The sequence below is a fragment of the Methylocystis sp. NC52PC genome, assembly GCF_055698645.1.
Map to the genome: position 1 here is coordinate 1641833 of NZ_CP170127.1, position 18410 is coordinate 1660242.

The window sequence follows — 18410 nt, forward strand, 5'->3', positions numbered from 1 at the left end:
ATTCATCACTTTTTCGGCACCATTCTTCGTGACGCTAAATTCTGCCCGCGACGCGGGTGACGTCCATGACCGCGCGCAAGGGGTCGATGTTTTCGCGACCGCTGGCGGCGCCCGAAGCGTCCACATTCTTGACGCCCCAGGACCACAGCGCGTTGGCGTGCAACGGCGCGACAAGGAACCAGTGTTCGGCGACGGCGAGCGCCATCAGCGTTGCGAGGATCGTGTAACCGACAAGTTCGAATGGAATTGTCGTCGCCAGATCCCGTTGCCCGATCAAGACCGCGACGATGGTCGAGGCCGTCACCGAAACCGGGAAGAAAAGGTTCATCGGCCGGCGACGCATATAGGTCACGAGATAGCGCAGATGTTCCGGCAGAAGCTCTTCGCTCAAGTTCGGCGCGCCGAAAAAGAGATTGAGTTTGGCGCTGGTGTGCATCCACCACAGGATGAGAAAGGTCCAAACGCCGATCTGGTTGGGCTGGTCCCAGGTGAGCGCCACGAGGCCGACCGCGCAAATGACAATCGCCAGCTCGTGATAAAGACTCGTGCGCACCGCGGCGACGAAACGAGGCCAGCCGCGCAGATCAGGCGGGCAGGGCGCCCGGCTCGGGCCGGTGATGAAGCCCATGTAATAGCTGACGAGCTGCCAGCCCCAGGCCATGAGCCCGCAGCAAAAGGCGCAATAGGCCGAGGCGGCGCTCGTCGTTCCGCCTGTTGCGACCATGCCCCATAAGGCGAGCAGGAAGCCCGCCGTGGCGCCTGTCATGCTCCAGGGAAAGCTGCGCCGGGAAAGCCCGTCGAGATAAAGGATCAGGCCTGTGCTCGCCCACCAGAGCAGGAGCGTGGCGACGATCGGCGGCGCGTAAGCGGACATGCGGTCACCACACTGGCGCCAGGCGGATATCCGCCGGCAGCGCGTTGGATTTCGACGGTAGAAAATAGAGGCGCGCGAACGTCGCCGCCGCCGCGGCGGAAAGAGCGGCCTGTCTGATCCTTCCGAAAACGCCGCCGCGCCGCTTCGCCTCAGCGATGCCGCGCTCGATCTCGACGAGCCGGTCGAGCCCCGCCTTGAAGGCGGGATGATCGAGATCGAGCGTGATCGGGAAGACCTGCCTGGAAATTTCGGAGGTCAAGCGAAGGACCTTGAAGTCGTAGTCGTCGGGATCGACGCCGAGCGCCGCATGGAAGGCGGGCCGGCAATGGTCGCGCACGTACATCGTCGCGAAGACCGCGAGCAGAAAGAATTTGATCCAGTAGACGTTATGGCCGGAGATCAGCTTCGGATTGGCGCGCATCAACAGGGCGAAGGCTTCGCCGTGCCGAAATTCGTCATTGCACCATTTTTCGAACCATTTGAAGATCGGATGAAAGCGCCGCTCCGGATGACGTTCGAGCTGACGATAGATCGTGATGTAACGGGCATAGCCGATCTTCTCGGAAAGATAGGTGGCGTAGAAGATGAACTTCGGTTTGAAATAGGTGTATTTCTTCGTCTTCGTCAAAAAGCTCAGGTCGACGCCCACGCCGAAATCTTTGAGCGTATCGTTGATGAAGCCGGCGTGACGCGCCTCATCGCGGCTCATCATCGCGAAGAGATTCTTCATGTCCTCATTTTTCGCCCGCTTCTTCATTTCGGCGTAGAGCACGCAGCCGGAAAACTCCGCGGTGATCGAGCTGATGAGAAAGTCACGGAACTCCTTGTCGAGCTCCGCTGGATAAACGAAGTCCGCGTCGAATTCCTCGGTGCGCTGAAAGTGCTTGTTGTTGGGGTCGGAGCGCAGCTCCGCCATCAGCTCGTCCCACTCCTTGCGCACAGCGGAAACGTCGGTCTTGTCGAGTTCGTCGAAATCCGTCGTGTAGAAACGCGGGCTGAGCAGCGTATCTTCCTGGGCGACGCGGGTCGCTTCGAGCGACACATTCTGACGCAACGGGGCGTTCATAGCGCTCTCCTGTTCGTGAAGCTGACGTCATAGAGTTCGGTGAGTTCGAAATTGCCGCAAAGCCGCGTCCAGAGACGCTCGATCACGCCGGCGCGAATGATCGTCGCGCGGCGCGCCACTTTGATGCGATAGCCGAAGGGCGTCTCCGTCGGGGCGTTTAGCACCAGCACGCGATCCCCCGGCCGGATCTCGAAATCGCCTTCGATCTCGACATGGGCGAAGAGACTTTCGGCGGTGTGGCCGATCTCGACAGTGCAGGGCGCTTCGAACGTCTGACGGGTGAGCGCGACGATCCAGTTTGGTTTCATGGCTTGCCGCGCCTTTCGTCGAAGAGTTGCGCGAAGGCGCGGGCGTTGTCCGGGCCGAAGGCGTCGAGATTGACGCGGCGATGGGTGCTCGGGTCTTCGAGAGAGACGGTGCCGTCGCTCCAGCGCGTCAGCATGAAGGGAGCCGTGGCGTCGAGATCGGCGCGGCGGCGCTCGCGCGCAAGGCCGCGCAACGTCGAGCGAATGAACCCATAGGCGCCGGGCTGCACGACATAGATGACGCCCTCGCGCGCCTCGCGAACGGCGACCGCGCCGTCCGCCCGATCCTCGAAGCTGAGCGCGAGCGTCTCGACCGCATCCGCCGCGGGCATATGCAGCGTGCCGACATCGGTGCGCCGCGCCACGCCGGCGGCAAGGAGCGCAAAGCCGATCAGGACTGCGGCCCCGCGCAAGACGCCGCGCGGCACGCCATCATGTCCGCCGTTTCTGTCGCCAATGGACGCCTGACTCATGACATGCGCCTTTCTCTACGGTTTAAGCCGCGACGGCGTCGCCAGCGGCGACGTGCGCCTTTGCAGCCCGCGCGTCGTTTGACTCCGAGGCGGTGGTGAAAGCGTCGCCGCGCGCATTGGCGGCGGCGACGAGCGCGCGTCCGAGGATGTCGCCGACCTGCTGCGCATGGGCGAGGCCCCGCAACGAGGGCTCCGGCGCCGCAAAGCGGAAGGGCCGCGCGAAGGGCCAAAGATGCAGATAGCCGATGCGCTGGCCCGGCGCGAGCCGCAGCGCAACGTCCCCGGAGCCGTCAGAGTCGACGCGCAGTGCGGCGCTCTCGATCTGCGTAAATGGCAGATTGTAAAACACCTGCAGGGCGACGCCGATTTTCATCACGACGCGGCGGGAGGTGATGACGAATAGCGCCGTGCGGGCGGCTGCCCAGGCGAGCAGGGCCAGCAGCGCAAGAGCCGCCGACCCGATCGCCAGCGCGCGCGCAACGGCGATCGCCGACGCGATCGCCCCCGCAGCGGCGGCGTCGACCGCGTTCCATGCCGCGAGCAGAAGGAAATAGCCGGCGACCAGATCGGCGCGATAGGCGCTGCGGAAGAGCGCGAACCAGTTTGGACGCCCATGCCAGAGAATGCGCTCGCCTTGCGGAATGTCCTCGGGCAGCAGTTTTTCGAGATTGACGGCTTTCACAGCAGCGGCTCCGTGCGTGCGGGTGTGGCGTAAAGCGTGCCGGCCGCGTAATAGGCGGCGATTTTTTCTTCTTCGAGCTTCGTCACCTTGTTGGGTTCGCGCGTCGTGGGAACATTGGCGAATTGTTCGCCGATGATCGCCTGCACATTGACGCGCCGCTTCGAGGCGTCGACATTGGCGAAGGCGTAGGGCAGGAGCACGTCGCGCCCGCCGGAAAGCGCGACTTCATAGTAGCGCAGCATGCACTCGGACCGATCGATCCAGACGTCTTTGACGACGCCCACGACGTCGCGGTCCGCCGCCACCACCTCCATGCCGACAGGATCCGGGCCTTCGCCGGCGATCGCGAAATTGGTGGCGATACGCAGCGGCGCGAGGAGATCGTGGCCCTCGAAGGTTTTCTCCGTGGCGTCGGCGCGCATCGCATAAGCGCCCGGTCCGACTTCCGCGCGCATCGGATCGCCCTCCGGCGTCAGCGGCGCGCCAGGAAAGGGCGCGACCTTGGCCGCGTTCACGGCGCGGCTGTCATGCAGGGCGAAATTCGGCGCGAGCACGACCGAACCGTCGGCGCGCACGAAGGTCTTCGGATCGGGGATGAGCAGGAAGCCGCGATCCCCGGCGCCATGAACTTCGGACTCCAGCGGATAGCCCTCGCGACGGTCTTCCCGCCGCAGATAGAAGATCAGGCCCGCAAAGAAGATCCAGAAGGCGTAGAGAACGACCTGCGCGACGTCGATATGGCTGGTGATGGCTCCGCGTATCATCGCGTGACTCCCGAGTTGAAACTGGGCGAAGTAACCAAGTCGTAGTCCTTCCGCCCCTGCGGCTTCGCAAAGCGGACCAGGGGGCCGATCGCGACGACCGTTGCAAAGAGCAGGAAGATTTCGACGACATAGACAATCGCGTAACCGGTCGCGGGGCTGACGAGCGCCTCACCGAGGGCGCCGCGCGACGCGAGCGCCGAGCCCGCGTCATTGATCAGTCCGCTCGCGGCGATCGCCAGGCCGGCCGCGGTCGCCTGCGCCGCCCCCCAGGCGCCGAGCGCCAATCCGCGATCCTGCGTCTCGGCCGCTTCCATCGACGCCGTGAGCGTGCCATGTGCGAAGAGGCCGCCGCCAAGGCCGATTAAAGTGACGCCGACGCTGAAGAGTGTCGAGGATTCGGCCGGCGCGGCAAAGATGACGGCGCAGAAGGCGATGACGCCCACGATGGCGCCGACGCCGGCGACGCGATGGGCGTCGGCGCCGCGCGTGAGCCAGCGCGCCGCCACGGTGAGCCCGACGCCGCTGCCGAGCGCCAGCATCGCCGTCAGCGCCGTCGTCGCGCCGACAGGCAGATGCAGCACGCGCCCGCCATAGGGTTCGAGCAGAATGTCCTGCATGCTGAAGCCGGCGGTGCCGAGCGCCGTTGCGAACAGCCGGCGGCGCGCGCGGCCGCTCCGTGCAAAGCGTCGCCAGGCGTCGCCGAAATCGACTTCTTCGGCGGACGGCAGTTCGCCCCGCGCTTCCTGCTTCCACAGCGCCACGCAGTTCAGCGCCACGGTGACGACGGCGGCGCCTTGCACGACCTGAATGAGCCGGATCGCGCTGAAATTAGCGAGCAGCGCGCCAAAGGCGAGGGCGCTCGCGCCCATGCCGACGAGCAGCATCGCGCAAAGGAGCGCGACGACGCGCGGACGCAGATGCGGCGGCGCGAGGTCGGTCGCGAGCGCGAGGCCGACGGTCTGCACGGTGTGAAGCCCCGCGCCGACGAGAAGGAAAGCGAGCGCCGCCGCCGCCTGTCCGATGATGATCGGCCCCGTCGTGTCGCCGGAAAGAATCAGCAGCGAAAACGGCATGATGGCGAGGCCGCCGAATTGCAGCAGCGTGCCGAACCAGATGTAGGGGACGCGCCGCCAGCCGAGCGCCGAGCGATGCGTGTCGGAGCGGAAGCCGATCAGCGCGCGGAAGGGCGCGAAGAGCAGCGGCAGCGACAGCATCAGCGCGACGAGCCAGGAGGGCACGCCGAGTTCGACGATCATCACGCGGTTGAGCGTGCCGATCAGCAGCACCGCCGCCATGCCCACCGTCACTTGGAACAGCGACAGTCGCAGCAGCCGCGGCATCGGCAGCTCGGCGGAGCCGGCGTCGGCGAAGGGCAGGATGCCCGGCCCGACGCGCATCAGGCCTTTGACGAGGGCGGCGCTGGCGCGATTCATGCCGGTCGCGCCTCCACCGCCTGCGAAATATAAAAGCCGCTCACGATCTTTTCCGACTGGGCGATCCGCCAGGCGTCGAGCGTCGAATGACCCTTCATCCGCGCCTCGAGCGCGGGAAGCGCGATCGGCGCGATCGCCGGGGAGCGGTTGCCGCGCGGGAACAACTGGCCGAGCGCGTGCATCACGGAGAGCGCCGGCGTGCGCGGCGCAATGGTGAAAACCAGCGAGCCGTCGACGCGCGGCGCGAGCGACGCCAGCGTGCGGGCGATGTCGACGCCATCGTAATGAATGAGACTGTCCATCGCCACGACGTGATCGAAGCGGCCGAGGGCGGGATCGGAAAAATCGCCGACCAGGAAATCCACGCGGCCGGGGCCGAGATCGCCCGCCCGCTCCCGCGCCAGCGCGATCAGCGTCGGCGAAAGATCGACGGCGACGACGTCGGCCCCGCGACGCGCCGCTTCAATGGCGAGCGCGCCCGTGCCGCAGCCGGCGTCGAGCAGACGCAGGCCGGCAAGATCCTGCGGCAGCCACGACAATAACCTGTTGCGCATCGCGTCGCGCCCGGCGCGCACCGTCGCGCGAATGCGATTGACCGGGGCGTCAGAAGTCAGGCGTTTCCACGCCTCGACGGCCGTGCGGTCGAAATAGGCTTCGAGTTCACCGCGTCTTGCGACATAGCTCGGCGTCGTCATCAGTCGAACCCCAGAAATTCGAAGAGATCGCGATCCTTCATCGGCGTCGCGTCGAGCGGCTCGTAGCCGTCCCAAAGCTCCTGCGCGAGACGCAAATACTCGGCCTGAACGGCTTCGAGCTCGGGCGAGGGCTCCATTTCGAAAAGCGTCGACTTCTTGAGCCGGCTGCGGCGAATGACGTCGAGATCGGGAAAATGCGCGACGCGCTTCAGGCCGACCGCGTCATTGTAGCGGTCGATCTCATTGGTCCCGGCGCTGCGATTGGCGATCACGCCGCCGAGCCGCACCTCATAGTTTTTCGACTTGGCGCGGATCGCCGCGACAATGCGGTTCATCGCGAAAATCGAATCGAAATCATTGGCGGTGACGATCAGCGCGCGCCCGGCGTGCTGGAGCGGGGAGGCGAAGCCGCCGCAAACGACGTCGCCCAGCACGTCGAAAATCACGACGTCGGAGTCGTCGAGCAGATGATGTTCCTTGAGGAGCTTCACCGTCTGGCCGACGACATAGCCGCCGCAGCCCGTTCCGGCCGGCGGCCCGCCGGCCTCGACGCACATGACGCCATTATAGCCCTCGACGACGAAGTCCTCGACGCGCAATTCCTCGGAGTGGAACTTGACGCTTTCGAGCGCGTCGATGACCGTCGGCGCGAGGCGCTTGGTGAGGGTGAAGGTCGAGTCGTGCTTCGGGTCGCAGCCGATCTGCAGCACGCGCTTGCCGAGCTTGGAGAAGGCGACCGAGAGATTCGACGAGGTCGTGCTCTTGCCGATGCCGCCCTTGCCGTAGATCGCGAACACCTTCGCCGTTCCGATCGAGACATCGGGGTCGAGCTCGACCTGGAAGGAATCGGTTTCGACGGGCTTGCGGATTTGAATGTTCATGCCGCAATCTCCACGCCTTCGAGACGGTCTTCGAGCTCCTCGCTCGCCTGCTGAAGCGCCGCGAGCGTCTCCTCATCGGGCGTCCAGTAGTGGCGCTCATGCGCCTCGATCAGGCGATTGGCGATGCGCGCCGACGACGTCGGGTTGAGGTCGGCGAGGCGCTGACGCATGTCCGCGTCGAGCACATAGGTTTCAGTGAGGCGCTGATAGACCCAGGGCTCGACCTGGCCGGTCGTCGCCGACCAGCCCATCGTGTTCGTGACATGCGTTTCGATATGGCGCACGCCTTCATAGCCATGCTTGAGCATGCTTTCGTACCATTTCGGATTGAGCGCGCGCGTGCGGGTTTCGAGCGCCACCTGTTCGTTGAGCGTGCGCACCACGCCGTCGCTCGTCGTTTGATCGCCGATGTAAACCGGCGTCGTCTCGCCCCTCGCGCGCTTGACCGCGCGGCTGACGCCGCCCAGCGTGTCGAAATAATGATCGATGGTCGTGACGCCGAGTTCGACGGAGTCGAGGTTCTGATAGGCAAGATCGACGCCGGCGAGCACGCTCTCGAGCACGTCGTTCTGACGCAACGGCCGGCCGGCGACCCCGAAGGCGAATCCCTTGCGGCGCATATAGGCCTCGGCGAGCTGATCCTCGTCCTCCCAGGCGCCGCCGTCGATAATGGCGTTGACATTGGCGCCATAGGCGCCGTCGGCGTTGCCGAAGACGCGCAGCGCCGCGGTCTCCATGTCGCCGCCATGCGCGGCGATGAAGGCGAGCGCATGTTTGCGCACGAAATTGCAGTCAACAGGCTCGTCCGCCGACGCCGCGAGCAGGCAGGCTTCCGCGAGCAGCCTGATCTGCAGCGGCAACAGATCCCGGAATATGCCGGAAAGCGAAATCATGACGTCGATCCGCGGGCGGCCGAGCTTTTCCAACGGCACGAGCGCGGCGCCGGCGAGACGGCCATAGCCGTCGAAGCGCGGCTCGGCGCCGATGAGCGCAAGCGCCTGGGCGATTGGCCCGCCTTCGGATTTGAGATTGTCCGTGCCCCACAGCACGAGCGCGATTGTTTCCGGCAGCGCCCCGCCGTCGTTCATATGGCGCTCCAGGAGACGCGCGGCCTGGCGCGCGCCGTCGCGAACGGCGAAGGCGCTCGGAATATGGAAGGGATCGAAGCCGTGCAGATTGCGGCCGGTGGGCAACACGTCGGGCGTGCGCAGCACGTCGCCGCCGGGCGCCGGACGCACGAAGCGCGCGTCGAGAGCGCGCATGAGGCCGTCGAGCTCGTGATCTTCGCCGAGCAGCGCGTCGGCTCTCGCGAGCGCGGTCAGCGTCTCGCGGGTCGCGGGGTCGGACGACAGGCTTTCGGGCGCCGCGCCCTGCATCAGCGCGTCGATCATATCAGCGTCGACGCCGGGTCCCGTCGCGGCCTCCGCCATGGCCCGCAGCATGTCGCGCCGCGCGTCCGGCGCGAGCGGCTCGCCGACGACATGCAGCCCATGCGGAATGAGCGAATATTCGATTTCGAGCACCGCTTCGCCCAGCTTGGCGATCTGTTCGGCGGCCGATCCGCCCCAGAGCGGTTCTGCGGCCGCGAGATCGACGGCGGCGGCCTGCGCCTGAATGAGTTCGGCGAGCTCGCGCCGCTCCGTCGCCTCGGCCGGATCGAGCCCGCGCCAGCGGTCGATGGAGGATTTCAGCTCGACGAGACCGCGATAGAGTCCGGCGCTGGCGACAGGCGGCGTCAAATAGCTGATCAGGGTCGCCGCCGACCGGCGCTTGGCGAGCACGCCTTCAGACGGATTGTTGGAGGCGTAGAGATAGAAATTCGGCAGCGCGCCGATGAGCCGATCCGGCCAGCAGGCGCCGGACAGTCCGGTCTGCTTGCCCGGCATGAACTCCAGCGCGCCATGCGTGCCGAAATGCAGCACGGCGTCGGCGCCGAAATCTTCCTTCAGCCAGCGATAGAAGGCCGAGAAGGCGTGCGTCGGCGCGAATCCCTTCTCGAACAGCAGGCGCATCGGATCGCCCTCGTAGCCGAAGGCGGGCTGCACGCCGACGAAGACATTGCCGAAGCGCTCGCCATAGATATGGATCGACGCGCCGTCGCTCTGTTGCCGACCGGGCGCCGGGCCCCATTGCGCCTCGATTTCCGCAAGCCAGTTTTCGCGGCGGACATGCTGATCGGTCGTCACGCGGGCGTGGACATTGGCCTGCGCGCCGAAGCGTTGGGCGTTCCCCTCGACGATCGCCTTGCGCAGGGCCTCGACCGTGGCCGGCGGCTCGACGGCGTAGCCGCTGCGCTGCATTTCGTGCAGCACGCGGTGCAGCGACTCGAAGACGGATAGATAGGCGGCCGTGCCGGTCGCCCCCGAATTCGGCGGGAAATTGAAGAGAATGATCGCGACCTTGCGCGCGGCGCGCGCCGTGCGCCGCAGCAGGGCGAGCTTTTCGACGCGCGCGGCCAGCATATCGGCGCGTTCGAGGCAGGCCTGCATGTCGCGGGCGCTGTCGCTTTCGGGAAAGACGCAGTTGCGCGCGCAGGCGGCGCAGGAGCCCGCGCCCTGCGGACGGCCGCCGAACACCATCGGGCCGGTCGCGCCGTCGAGTTCCGGGATCGACACCATCACCGTCGCTTCGACCGGCAACAGGCCGCGGTCGGACGCGCGCCAGTCCGTCATCGTCTGAAACTCGACCGGATGCGCGGCGATATAGGGGGCGTCGAGTCGCGCCAGCATTTCCTCGGCCGCTTTCGCGTCATTGTAGGCGGGGCCGCCCACGAGAGAGAAGCCGATCAGCGAGACGAGCGCGTCGATGACCGGGCGCCCGTCGCGCATGAAATATTTTTCGATCGCCGGCCGCGCGTCGAGGCCGGTGGCGTAAGCCGGAATCACCCTGAGGCCGCGCGCCTCCATGGCGGCGATGACGCCGTCGTAATGGCGGGCGTTGTCAGCGAGCACATAGGAGCGCAGCACGAGAAGGCCGACCGTCGCCTTGCCGCCGCCCGGCGGCGTCGGCAATTGGTCGACGCTGTCGCAGACATGGCCGGGCGCGTCGGGATGATAAAGGCCGGTCTCAGGGTATTCGACCGGCGCCGCCGGATCGAGCTTGCCGCGCAACCCGCGCCGCGGACCGTCGGCGTAGCGGTCGACGAGAAAGCGCACCAGATTGGCCATGTTCTCGTCGGAACCGGCGAGCCAGTATTGCAGCGTGAGAAAATAGGCGCGCACGTCCTGCGCGGTTCCGGGAATGAAGCGCAGGATCTTCGGCAGCCGCCGCAGCATCTTCATCTGCTTGGCGCCGGCCGCCTCGGCCTTGCCCTTCTTGCCGCGCAGGCGCTTGAGCAATGACATCAGGCCCGACGCGGGCGCGCTCATGTCGAAACGACCCATGCGGGTGAGCTTGGCGACCTCGCCCGCCGACATGATGGTCACCATCGCGTCGCACTGCTCGCGCCGCGCCGTGAGCGCCGCGAGCAAGGGCTTGAAATGCTCTTCGAGGAAGAGCATGGCGTTGACGATGACGTCGCCTTCGGCGATCGCCGCGAGGCACGCCTCGAGCGCCTTGGGACTGGCGGTGAATTCCGACGCCGCGTGAACGCTGAGCGAAAGGCCAGGGATGTCCTGCGCGAGTTTGCGACGGGCGCGCTCCACCGCCGTGGCCACATGCGTGTCCATGGTCACGATAACGACCTTCACGGCCGCCGACTCAGCGTGCGAAATACGCTTTGGCGTCATAGAGCGTCTCGACGGTGATGGTTTCGAGGCCGCGCTCGGCGGCGAATTTCTCCGTATTGCGGCGCGCTTTGCCGCGCACGAAGAACGGCACTTTCTTGAGTTCCTTTTCGGCGTCCGCCGCCCAGACGACGACAATATCGCTTGCGACGGGCGCGGCGGGCTGCGGCGTCTGCTTTCCGCCGAGATGCGACGGCGCGGCGCCGTCGTGAAATTCCGCGTCGTCGCGGAACATGGCGAGAAGGTGCTCTTCGAGGCCCATCATCAGCGGATGGACCCATGAGTCGAAGATCACATTCGCGCCCTCGAAGCCCATTTGCGGCGAGTAGCGCGCCGGGAAGTCCTGCACATGCGCCGGCGCCGACATCACCGCGCAAGGAACGCCGAGGCGCTTGGCGATATGGCGCTCCATCTGCGTGCCGAGCACGAGTTCCGGCTGCAGCTCCATAACCTTCGCTTCGACTTCCAGATAATCGTCGGTGACGAGCGCCTCGACGCCATAGCGCGCCGCCGCCTCGCGCATGTCGCGGGCGAATTCCCGGGAATAGGAGCCGAGCCCGACGACGGTGAAGCCGAGTTCGTCGCGCGCGATGCGCGCGGCGGCGATGGCGTGGGTCGCGTCGCCGAAGATGAAGACGCGCTTGCCGGTCAGATAGGTCGAATCGACCGAACGCGCATACCAGGGCAGGCGCGAGGGCTCGACCTGCGACGCCGCCTCGGGATCGATTTCCGCGAGACGCGCGACCTCCGCGATGAAGTCGCGCGTCGCGCCGACGCCGATCGGAACGACGCGGGTGAAGGGCTGGCCATGCGTCCGCTCCAGCCATTGCGCCGCCGTGAGCGCAATCTCCGGATAGAGCAGGACGTTGAAATCGGCGTCGCCCAGTCGCGTCAGATCTTTCGGGCTCGCGCCGAGCGGCGCGACGACATTGACGTCGACCCCGAGCGCGGCGAGCAGCGTTTCCATTTCGCGCACGTCGTCGCGGCAGCGGAAGCCGAGCGCCGTCGGGCCGAGAATGTTGCAGCTTCGGCGCGCGCGACGCGGACGCTCGCGGCGCGGACCGGCCAGCGCGCGCACCAGCCGATAGAAGGTTTCCGACGCGCCCCAGTTCTCTTTCTTTTGATAGGCGGGCAGTTCGAGTGGAATGACGGGGCAGGGGAGCGCGAGCGCCTTGGCGAGACCGCCGGGGTCGTCCTGCAGCAGCTCGGCCGTGCAGGAGGCCCCGACGATCATCGCCTCCGGGGAGAAACGCTCATAGGCTTCGCGCGCCGCGCTCTTGAACAACTCGGCCGTGTCCGACCCGAGATCGCGCGCCTGAAACGTCGTATAGGTCACCGGCGGCCGGGCGCCGCGCCGCTCGATCATGGTGAAGAGCAGATCGGCGTAAGTGTCGCCCTGCGGCGCATGCAGCACATAATGCAATCCGCGCATGGCGGTCGCGACGCGCATCGCGCCGATATGGGGCGGGCCTTCATAGGTCCAGAGCGTGAGCTGCATGGCCTAGACCTCCAGCCGCGCGCGGCGGTTCAGCGGCCGCGCGAAAAGCTCGGCCAGATCGCCGGCCTGATCGAAACCCTGGATCGGCGAGAACAGGAGTTCGATCGACCATTTCGTCGTGAAGCCTTCCGCCTCCAGCGGATTGGCGAGGCCAAGCCCGCACAGGACGAGATCGGGGCGCGCGGCGCGGCAGCGGTCGAGCTGCTGTTCGACATGCTGCCCCTCGACGATCGGCGCGCCGGGCGGCAGCAGCTCGAGTTCGCTCGCCATGTGGCGCCGATGCAGATAGGGCGTGCCGATCTCGACGATCTCCATGCCCATTTCGCGCGACAGAAAACGCGCCAGCGCCGGTTCGAGCTGCGAGTCGGGGAAGAGAAAGATGCGCTTGCCGGCGAGCGTATCGCGATAGTGGCGCATGGCGCGCTCGGCGCGGGCCCGCGCGGGCGCGACGACGGCGTCGAAGTGCTCTTCAGTCACGCCGAAAGCCACGGCCGCTGCGCGCAGCCACAGCGTCGCGCCTTCGACGCCGAGCGGGAACGGCGCGTCGATCCGGCGGGCGCCGCGCTCTTCGAGCGCATGCGCCGCGTCGGCGAGATAGGGCTGGGCGAGAAGAATCGACGTGTTGGGGCCGACCGGGGGCAGATCGGCGGCGCGCCGCATGGGGAGGAAGCGCACGGGCGCGACGCCCAACGCGTCGAAAAGGCGGGCAAATTGGTCTTCGACAACGTCTGCGAGCGCGCCGACGACGAGGAGCGACGGCGGCGCATGCGGCGCCTCCTGAGGCAGCGTCGGAACGAGCGCGGCGAGGCAGGCGTCTTCGCCCTGCGTGAAGGTCGTCTCTATGCCGCTGCCCGAATAGCTCAGGACGCGCACGCGCGGCGCATGTTTCTTCGACTGACGCGCGGCGGCGCGCGAGAGATCGATCTTGATGACCTCGGAGGGACAGGAGCCGACGAGAAACAAAAGCTCGATGTCGGGGCGGCGCGCGAGAAGCCGGTCGACGGCGGCGTCGAGTTCGTCGTCGATATCGGCGACGCCGGCGAGGTCGCGGTCTTCGAGAATCGCCGTGGCGAAGCGCGGCTCGGCGAAGATCATGACGCCGGCGGCCGACTGGATGAGATGCGCGCAGGTGCGCGAGCCGACGACGAGAAAGAACGCGCCCTGAATCTTGCGATGCAGCCAGACGATGCCGGTCAGGCCGCAGAACACTTCGCGCTGACCGCGCTCCTGAAGGATCGGCCGCGCCTCGCAGCCGGCGGCGCCCATCGCGGGAAGCGGCGAGAGCGCGTTCATGGCGCGCACTCCAGCCGCGTCTCGACGCGCGCCGCCATGTCGAGCCGCGCGGCGCGCAGCTTCAAGAGGAATTGCGTGGCGTTGACGACATAGGTCGCATAGGCGGCGAGCGCGAGCAGCATCAGACCGCGCGGCTCGAGCCAGCCGAAGGCGAGCGCCGCGAGATAGGCCGTGTGCAGCGCCAGCACCAGCATGCTGAACACGTCTTCCCAGAAGAAGGCCGGCGCGAACAGATAGCGGCCGAAGACGGCCTTCTCCCAGATCGAGCCGGTGATCATGATGGCGTAGAGCGCGATCGTCTTGACGACCACGGACAGGGTCGCCGCGCTTTCGCCCGCGCCGGTCAAGAGGAACCGGATCACGAGGACGAGGCTGACGAGGAAAATGACGAATTGCGCGGGGGCGAGGACGGCCTGCACGAGGGTCCAGACCGTCTCGTCGCGACGGCGGCGCTCGTCGGCCGTGTAAAGCGGTTTGGACTGTGGCGGCCGGTTAGTGCTCATGCCGTTTCCTCGCCCCGCCTCGTTCTTCGAGGAGCGTTCCTGGCGCGCGCGGCGCAACCAGGTCGACCCAGGGACAAAGCCTAAAGCGCCTCGGCGGAATGTGTCAACTAAAATTGACGTTCAGTATTTATGACATTTTCCCTGGGATGCGCTATCCTGTCGCAGCGGAACGTTGCTCCGCCCCGGCCATCCTCTTGAAAAAAAGGCTGGGCAAAGCCGCCTAAGGCGCACCGCAAATCTTTGATCGGCCAAGCGAGAGTCGGATATGATGGGCGCGGCGATAGGTTGTATCTTGCGGTCACCGGCGCGAAAGACGCCGTTTCCGACCCTGCGGGCTTTCCTCTGGCCAAGATGTTGCTTTGGCTCCATCCGAAAAGGGGATGACGTGAGGTCTGGCTGCTCCTGCAAACATGCGATGACACGCCGTCCTGTCGACAGAAGCGTTCAGAAAAAGAGATCAGGGTTGTGAGCGACGCTGCGACTCCCGCCGTGCCGATCGGCTTTTCCGCCGCCGATGCGCGTCTGAGCGGGCTGGCCGCGGAAAACGTCGGCGCTCTCCTCGCCGCCGCCAGCGACGTGACGCTCGTTCTGGACTCAAAGGGCGTCATTGTCGACGCCGCGATCGGCGCGAATGGTTCTCCCCTGGCGAAGGACTGGATCGGCAAGCCGTGGATCGAGACGGTGACGGTGGAAAGCCGCCCGAAAGTCGAGGCCCTGCTGCGCGACGCGTTGAAGGGCGCCCCGCCGCGCTGGCGACAGGTCAATCACCCGTCGCCCGACACCGCCGCCGATCTGCCGATGAATTACGCGGCGACGCGGAGCCATCCGGGCGGCCCGCTCGTCGCCTTCGGCCGCGATTTGCGCGCGCTCGCGACGCTGCAGCAGCGGGTCGCCGAATCGCAGCAGGAAATGGAGCGCGAATACGCCCGCATTCGAAGCGCCGAAAAGCGCTACCGGCTGCTGTTCCAACTCGCCGCCGAGGCCATTCTCATCCTCGACGCCTCGACGCATCGCATCGTCGAGGCCAATCCCGCCGCCCTGGCGCTGCTCGGCAAGCCTGTCAAGAAACTCGTCGGCGGCTCATTTACCGATTTGTTCGATGACGCGAGCCGCCGCGTCGCCCAGTCTTTCGTGGCGGCGCTTCTCGTCGCCCCGCGTGTCGACAATGTGCACGCCGCCCTCGCGGAGAGCCATGAGGCGCTGCTGCTGTCGGGCGCCTTGTTCCGCCAGGAGGGCGCCAACGCCATTCTCGTCGCGCTGTCGCGGATCCACGGCGGCGCGGCGCTCTCGATCGAAAAGGCGGGCGCGCTGCTCGTGCTCGAGCGCATGCCCGACGCTTTTGCGCTGACAGACAAGGACCGACGTATTTTGATGGCGAACGCCGCTTTCGTCGACCTCGCGCAGGTCGCGTCCGAGGAGAGAGTGCGCGGCGAGCCGATCGAGAAATGGATCGGCCGCCCGGGCCTCGAGGTCGACGTCCTCTTCGCCAATCTGCAGACCCATGGCGTTTTGCGCAATTTCTCCACAGTGGCGCGCGGCGAGCATGGAACGACCGAAGACGTGGAAGTTTCGGCCGTCGACGTCTCTGACGGCGCGCGGCGCTGTCTCGGCTTTTGCATCCGCACCGCCGCTTGGCGGCCCGGGCGAGAGCGGCTCGGCGGGCGCGAACTGCCGCGCACCGCCGAGCAATTCGTCGATCTCGTCGGGCGCGTGTCGCTCAAGAATCTGGTGCGCGAGACCACGGATCTGATCGAGCGGCTCTGTATAGAGGCGGCGTTGGACCTAACCAAAGACAACCGCGCCTCGGCGGCAGAAATGCTTGGCCTGAGCCGCCAGGCCTTTTACGTCAAGTTGCGGCGCTACGGGCTGGGCGACCTCGACGACGCGACCGGCGGCGTGGACTGACCTCGCAGCCCAAGCAGCGGGTGCCGCGACCGTTGTGTAAAGGCAGATTGACAGAAAAGAGTGTCAAGCATACTCTCCACGCATGGAGACCCCGAAGCCAGCAGCCGTTCTCGAGCTTTTGAAGCCGATTACCTGGTTTGCGCCGATGTGGGCGTTCGCCTGCGGCATCGTTTCCTCGGGCGTCTCTCCGTTCTCCCGATGGTCGTTCATCGTTGCGGGCGTCATACTCGCCGGACCGCTCGTCTGCGCGACGAGCCAGGCGGTGAACGATTGGTACGATCGCGACGTCGACGCCATCAATGAACCGAACCGGCCGATCCCCTCCGGCCGCGTTCCCGGCCGCTGGGGCTTCTATATCGCCTGCGTCTGGACGCTGCTCTCGCTTGTCGTCGCAGCGACGCTCGGACAGTGGGTGTTCGCGGCCGCTGTGGTGGGGCTGTTTCTGGCCTGGGTCTACAGCGCCCCGCCGCTGCGCCTGAAACAGAACGGCTGGTGGGGAAATTCCGCCGTTGCGCTTTGCTACGAGGGGTTGCCCTGGTTCACGGGCGCAGCGGTCATGGCGGCGTCGCTTCCCGACTGGCGCGTGATCGCGCTCGCCTTGCTCTACAGCATCGGGGCGCATGGCATCATGACGCTCAACGACTTCAAGTCGGTCGACGGGGATGCGCGCATGGGCGTTGCGTCGCTCCCTGTTCAACTCGGCGTCAATGAAGCGGCGCGTTTCGCCTGCGTCGTAATGGCGGCGCCTCAGCTTGTGGTGATCGCCCTGCTCGTTTCATGGGGGCGGCCGCTGCACGCCGCCGGCGTCGCGGCGCTTCTCCTCGGCCAGTTTGTGCTGATGCGCCGCCTTCTCAGCGATCCGCGGGCGCAGGCGCCCTTCTACAACGCAACCGGCACGACGCTTTACGTGCTCGGCATGCTGCTGTCCGCATTCGCCCTGCGCATGTGAACGGACGCACTGGAAGAGGGAGGCAAAGGATGAACGCAGCGTCGCTCGGCTGGGCCGGCATCGTCCGGCTGGGGCTCGTCCAGACCGCGCTCGGGGCGATCGTCGTGCTGATGACCTCGACGATCAATCGCGTCATGGTCGTGGAGCTGGCCTTGCCCGCCTTCGTGCCGGGCCTGCTCGTCGCCTCGCATTACGCCATCCAGATCCTGCGGCCGGCCTGGGGTTACGGCGCGGACGTCGGCGGCCGACGCACGCCCTGGATCATCGGCGGCGTCGCCACGCTGGCGTTCGGCGGCGTCGGCGCGGCGCTCGGCGCGGTGCTCACGGCGACCCATCTCTTTGCGGGCCTTGCGCTCTCGGCCATTGCGTTTCTCCTTGTCGGCGTCGGGGCCGGCGCGGCGGGAACCTCGACGCTCGCTATGCTCGCGACGCGCGTCGCGCCGGCGCGGCGCGCCGCCGCAGCGACGACCGTCTGGGTGATGATGATCCTCGGCTTCGCCGTCAGCGCGCCGCTCGCCGGGCATTTTCTCGATCCCTTCTCACAGCAACGACTGATCATCGTGACGTCGGTCGTCTGCGCGATCGCTTTTCTCGTTGCGACGCTCGCCGTAATCGGCCTCGAAACCGAGGCGCCGGCGCCCGCCGCGGCGCATAGAAAGCCGCCGTTCCGCGAGGCCTTCGCGCAAGTGTGGCGCGAGCCGGCGGCGCGCCAGTTCACGATCTTCATTTTCGTCTCGATGCTCGCTTACAGCATGCAGGAATTGCTGGTCGAACCTTTCGCGGGCGTGGTTTTCGGCATGACGCCGGGCGCGACAACCAAGCTTGCCGGCCTGCAGCATGGCGGCGTGCTGCTCGGCATGGTTGGCGTCGCCCTTGCGGCGACGGCGATCGGCGGGCCGCGCCTGGGCTCGCTGCGGATGTGGACGGTCGGCGGCTGCCTCGCGTCGGGCGCCGCCCTCGTCGCCGTCGCCGCGAGCGGTTATGCGGGCCTTGCGCTCGCGCTGCGCGCGTCCGTCTTCGCCCTTGGCGTCGCCAACGGCGCCTTCGCCGTCGCGGCGATCGGCTCGATGATGGGGCTCGCCGGCTCCGGCGCCCAGGCGCGGGAAGGCACCCGCATGGGCCTGTGGGGCGCCGCGCAGGCCATCGCCTTCGGTTGCGGCGGCGTCTTTGCGACGATCCTCGTCGACCTCGCCAAGCTCGCGGTCGGCGCGCCGCTGACGGCCTACGCCATCGTTTTTGTCGCGGAAGCTGCTTTGTTTGTCGTTTCGGCGGTTCTCGCGGGCGGCGTCGCCCGCCCGCAGGCGGCGCGCGGCGCCGTCGGCCTGCCGGCGCAAGCCGCGACGGCGAAATCTTGAGGGGAGCGC

16 protein-coding genes are annotated in these 18410 nt (G+C 66.7%); 3 read left to right on the top strand and 13 right to left on the bottom strand.

Translation table 11 applies throughout. The features are described 5' to 3' along the window. Positions 1 to 34 precede the first annotated feature (34 nt). The 13 genes from puhE to bchF are packed head-to-tail and all read right to left on the bottom strand — an operon-like array spanning position 35 to position 14192. Positions 35 to 874, bottom strand: a complete 840-nt coding sequence (puhE, locus tag ACETII_RS09910; RefSeq protein WP_472787902.1) for a putative photosynthetic complex assembly protein PuhE — start codon at positions 872 to 874, stop codon at positions 35 to 37. A gap of 4 nt (positions 875 to 878) precedes the next feature. Next, entirely contained in the window at positions 879 to 1940 is a 1062-nt protein-coding gene (acsF, locus tag ACETII_RS09915) for a magnesium-protoporphyrin IX monomethyl ester (oxidative) cyclase (RefSeq protein ID WP_472787903.1), read from the bottom strand. After that, positions 1937 to 2248 (bottom strand): hypothetical protein, encoded by a 312-nt coding sequence (locus ACETII_RS09920; protein WP_472787904.1) that lies wholly within the window; start codon positions 2246 to 2248, stop codon positions 1937 to 1939. The genes acsF and ACETII_RS09920 overlap by 4 nt, the downstream gene beginning before the upstream one ends. Further along, positions 2245 to 2718: a photosynthetic complex assembly protein PuhC gene (gene puhC / locus ACETII_RS09925; protein WP_472787905.1), complete on the bottom strand. Its 474-nt coding sequence runs from the start codon at positions 2716 to 2718 to the stop codon at positions 2245 to 2247. Before puhC ends, ACETII_RS09920 begins: the two co-directional genes overlap by 4 nt. 22 nt (positions 2719 to 2740) lie before the next feature. After that, positions 2741 to 3400, bottom strand: a complete 660-nt coding sequence (gene puhB, locus ACETII_RS09930; RefSeq protein WP_472787906.1) for a photosynthetic complex putative assembly protein PuhB — start codon at positions 3398 to 3400, stop codon at positions 2741 to 2743. Beyond that, positions 3397 to 4164, bottom strand: coding sequence for a photosynthetic reaction center subunit H (gene puhA, locus ACETII_RS09935; RefSeq protein WP_472787907.1), 768 nt, complete (start codon positions 4162 to 4164; stop codon positions 3397 to 3399). The genes puhB and puhA overlap by 4 nt, the downstream gene beginning before the upstream one ends. Then, positions 4161 to 5597 carry an MFS transporter gene (locus ACETII_RS09940; RefSeq protein ID WP_472787908.1) on the bottom strand — a complete coding sequence of 479 codons (1437 nt, stop codon included), beginning with the start codon at positions 5595 to 5597 and terminating at the stop codon, positions 4161 to 4163. Before ACETII_RS09940 ends, puhA begins: the two co-directional genes overlap by 4 nt. Continuing rightward, positions 5594 to 6292 carry a magnesium protoporphyrin IX methyltransferase gene (gene bchM / locus ACETII_RS09945; RefSeq protein WP_472787909.1) on the bottom strand — a complete coding sequence of 233 codons (699 nt, stop codon included), beginning with the start codon at positions 6290 to 6292 and terminating at the stop codon, positions 5594 to 5596. The genes ACETII_RS09940 and bchM overlap by 4 nt, the downstream gene beginning before the upstream one ends. Beyond that, positions 6292 to 7173 (bottom strand): ferredoxin:protochlorophyllide reductase (ATP-dependent) iron-sulfur ATP-binding protein, encoded by an 882-nt coding sequence (bchL, locus tag ACETII_RS09950; protein WP_363351122.1) that lies wholly within the window; start codon positions 7171 to 7173, stop codon positions 6292 to 6294. Before bchL ends, bchM begins: the two co-directional genes overlap by 1 nt. Further along, positions 7170 to 10901 carry a magnesium chelatase subunit H gene (locus ACETII_RS09955; protein ID WP_472787910.1) on the bottom strand — a complete coding sequence of 1244 codons (3732 nt, stop codon included), beginning with the start codon at positions 10899 to 10901 and terminating at the stop codon, positions 7170 to 7172. The genes bchL and ACETII_RS09955 overlap by 4 nt, the downstream gene beginning before the upstream one ends. Continuing rightward, positions 10873 to 12396: a ferredoxin:protochlorophyllide reductase (ATP-dependent) subunit B gene (gene bchB, locus ACETII_RS09960; protein WP_472787911.1), complete on the bottom strand. Its 1524-nt coding sequence runs from the start codon at positions 12394 to 12396 to the stop codon at positions 10873 to 10875. Before bchB ends, ACETII_RS09955 begins: the two co-directional genes overlap by 29 nt. Positions 12397 to 12399: 3 nt before the next feature. After that, positions 12400 to 13689 (bottom strand): ferredoxin:protochlorophyllide reductase (ATP-dependent) subunit N, encoded by a 1290-nt coding sequence (locus ACETII_RS09965; RefSeq protein WP_472787912.1) that lies wholly within the window; start codon positions 13687 to 13689, stop codon positions 12400 to 12402. Continuing rightward, positions 13686 to 14192, bottom strand: coding sequence for a 2-vinyl bacteriochlorophyllide hydratase (gene bchF, locus ACETII_RS09970; protein ID WP_363351130.1), 507 nt, complete (start codon positions 14190 to 14192; stop codon positions 13686 to 13688). Before bchF ends, ACETII_RS09965 begins: the two co-directional genes overlap by 4 nt. Positions 14193 to 14657: 465 nt before the next feature. Between bchF and ppsR the strand changes: the two genes are divergently transcribed. Genes ppsR through ACETII_RS09985 form a run of 3 tightly spaced genes read left to right on the top strand, consistent with a single transcriptional unit; the run spans position 14658 to position 18401 of the window. Then, positions 14658 to 16097, top strand: a complete 1440-nt coding sequence (ppsR, locus tag ACETII_RS09975; RefSeq protein ID WP_472787913.1) for a transcriptional regulator PpsR — start codon at positions 14658 to 14660, stop codon at positions 16095 to 16097. 46 nt (positions 16098 to 16143) lie between these two features. Continuing rightward, complete coding sequence (chlG, locus tag ACETII_RS09980) at positions 16144 to 17046, top strand: chlorophyll synthase ChlG (RefSeq protein WP_472788147.1); 903 nt, start codon at positions 16144 to 16146, stop codon at positions 17044 to 17046. A gap of 29 nt (positions 17047 to 17075) precedes the next feature. After that, on the top strand, positions 17076 to 18401 hold the full coding sequence (locus tag ACETII_RS09985) for a BCD family MFS transporter (RefSeq protein WP_472787914.1): 1326 nt from the start codon (positions 17076 to 17078) through the stop codon (positions 18399 to 18401). Positions 18402 to 18410: the final 9 nt, after the last annotated feature.

What these genes read in the sequence shown, in the direction of transcription:
- puhE (WP_472787902.1), bottom strand. Translation starts at nt 874, where the DNA reads ATGTCCGCTTACGCGCCGCCGATCGTCGCCACGCTCCTGCTCTGGTGG.
- acsF (WP_472787903.1), bottom strand. Translation starts at nt 1,940, where the DNA reads ATGAACGCCCCGTTGCGTCAGAATGTGTCGCTCGAAGCGACCCGCGTC.
- ACETII_RS09920 (WP_472787904.1), bottom strand. Translation starts at nt 2,248, where the DNA reads ATGAAACCAAACTGGATCGTCGCGCTCACCCGTCAGACGTTCGAAGCG.
- puhC (WP_472787905.1), bottom strand. Translation starts at nt 2,718, where the DNA reads ATGAGTCAGGCGTCCATTGGCGACAGAAACGGCGGACATGATGGCGTG.
- puhA (WP_472787907.1), bottom strand. Translation starts at nt 4,164, where the DNA reads ATGATACGCGGAGCCATCACCAGCCATATCGACGTCGCGCAGGTCGTT.
- ACETII_RS09940 (WP_472787908.1), bottom strand. Translation starts at nt 5,597, where the DNA reads ATGAATCGCGCCAGCGCCGCCCTCGTCAAAGGCCTGATGCGCGTCGGG.
- bchM (WP_472787909.1), bottom strand. Translation starts at nt 6,292, where the DNA reads ATGACGACGCCGAGCTATGTCGCAAGACGCGGTGAACTCGAAGCCTAT.
- bchL (WP_363351122.1), bottom strand. Translation starts at nt 7,173, where the DNA reads ATGAACATTCAAATCCGCAAGCCCGTCGAAACCGATTCCTTCCAGGTC.
- ACETII_RS09955 (WP_472787910.1), bottom strand. Translation starts at nt 10,901, where the DNA reads ATGACGCCAAAGCGTATTTCGCACGCTGAGTCGGCGGCCGTGAAGGTC.
- bchB (WP_472787911.1), bottom strand. Translation starts at nt 12,396, where the DNA reads ATGCAGCTCACGCTCTGGACCTATGAAGGCCCGCCCCATATCGGCGCG.
- ACETII_RS09965 (WP_472787912.1), bottom strand. Translation starts at nt 13,689, where the DNA reads ATGAACGCGCTCTCGCCGCTTCCCGCGATGGGCGCCGCCGGCTGCGAG.
- bchF (WP_363351130.1), bottom strand. Translation starts at nt 14,192, where the DNA reads ATGAGCACTAACCGGCCGCCACAGTCCAAACCGCTTTACACGGCCGAC.
- ACETII_RS09985 (WP_472787914.1), top strand. Translation starts at nt 17,076, where the DNA reads ATGAACGCAGCGTCGCTCGGCTGGGCCGGCATCGTCCGGCTGGGGCTC.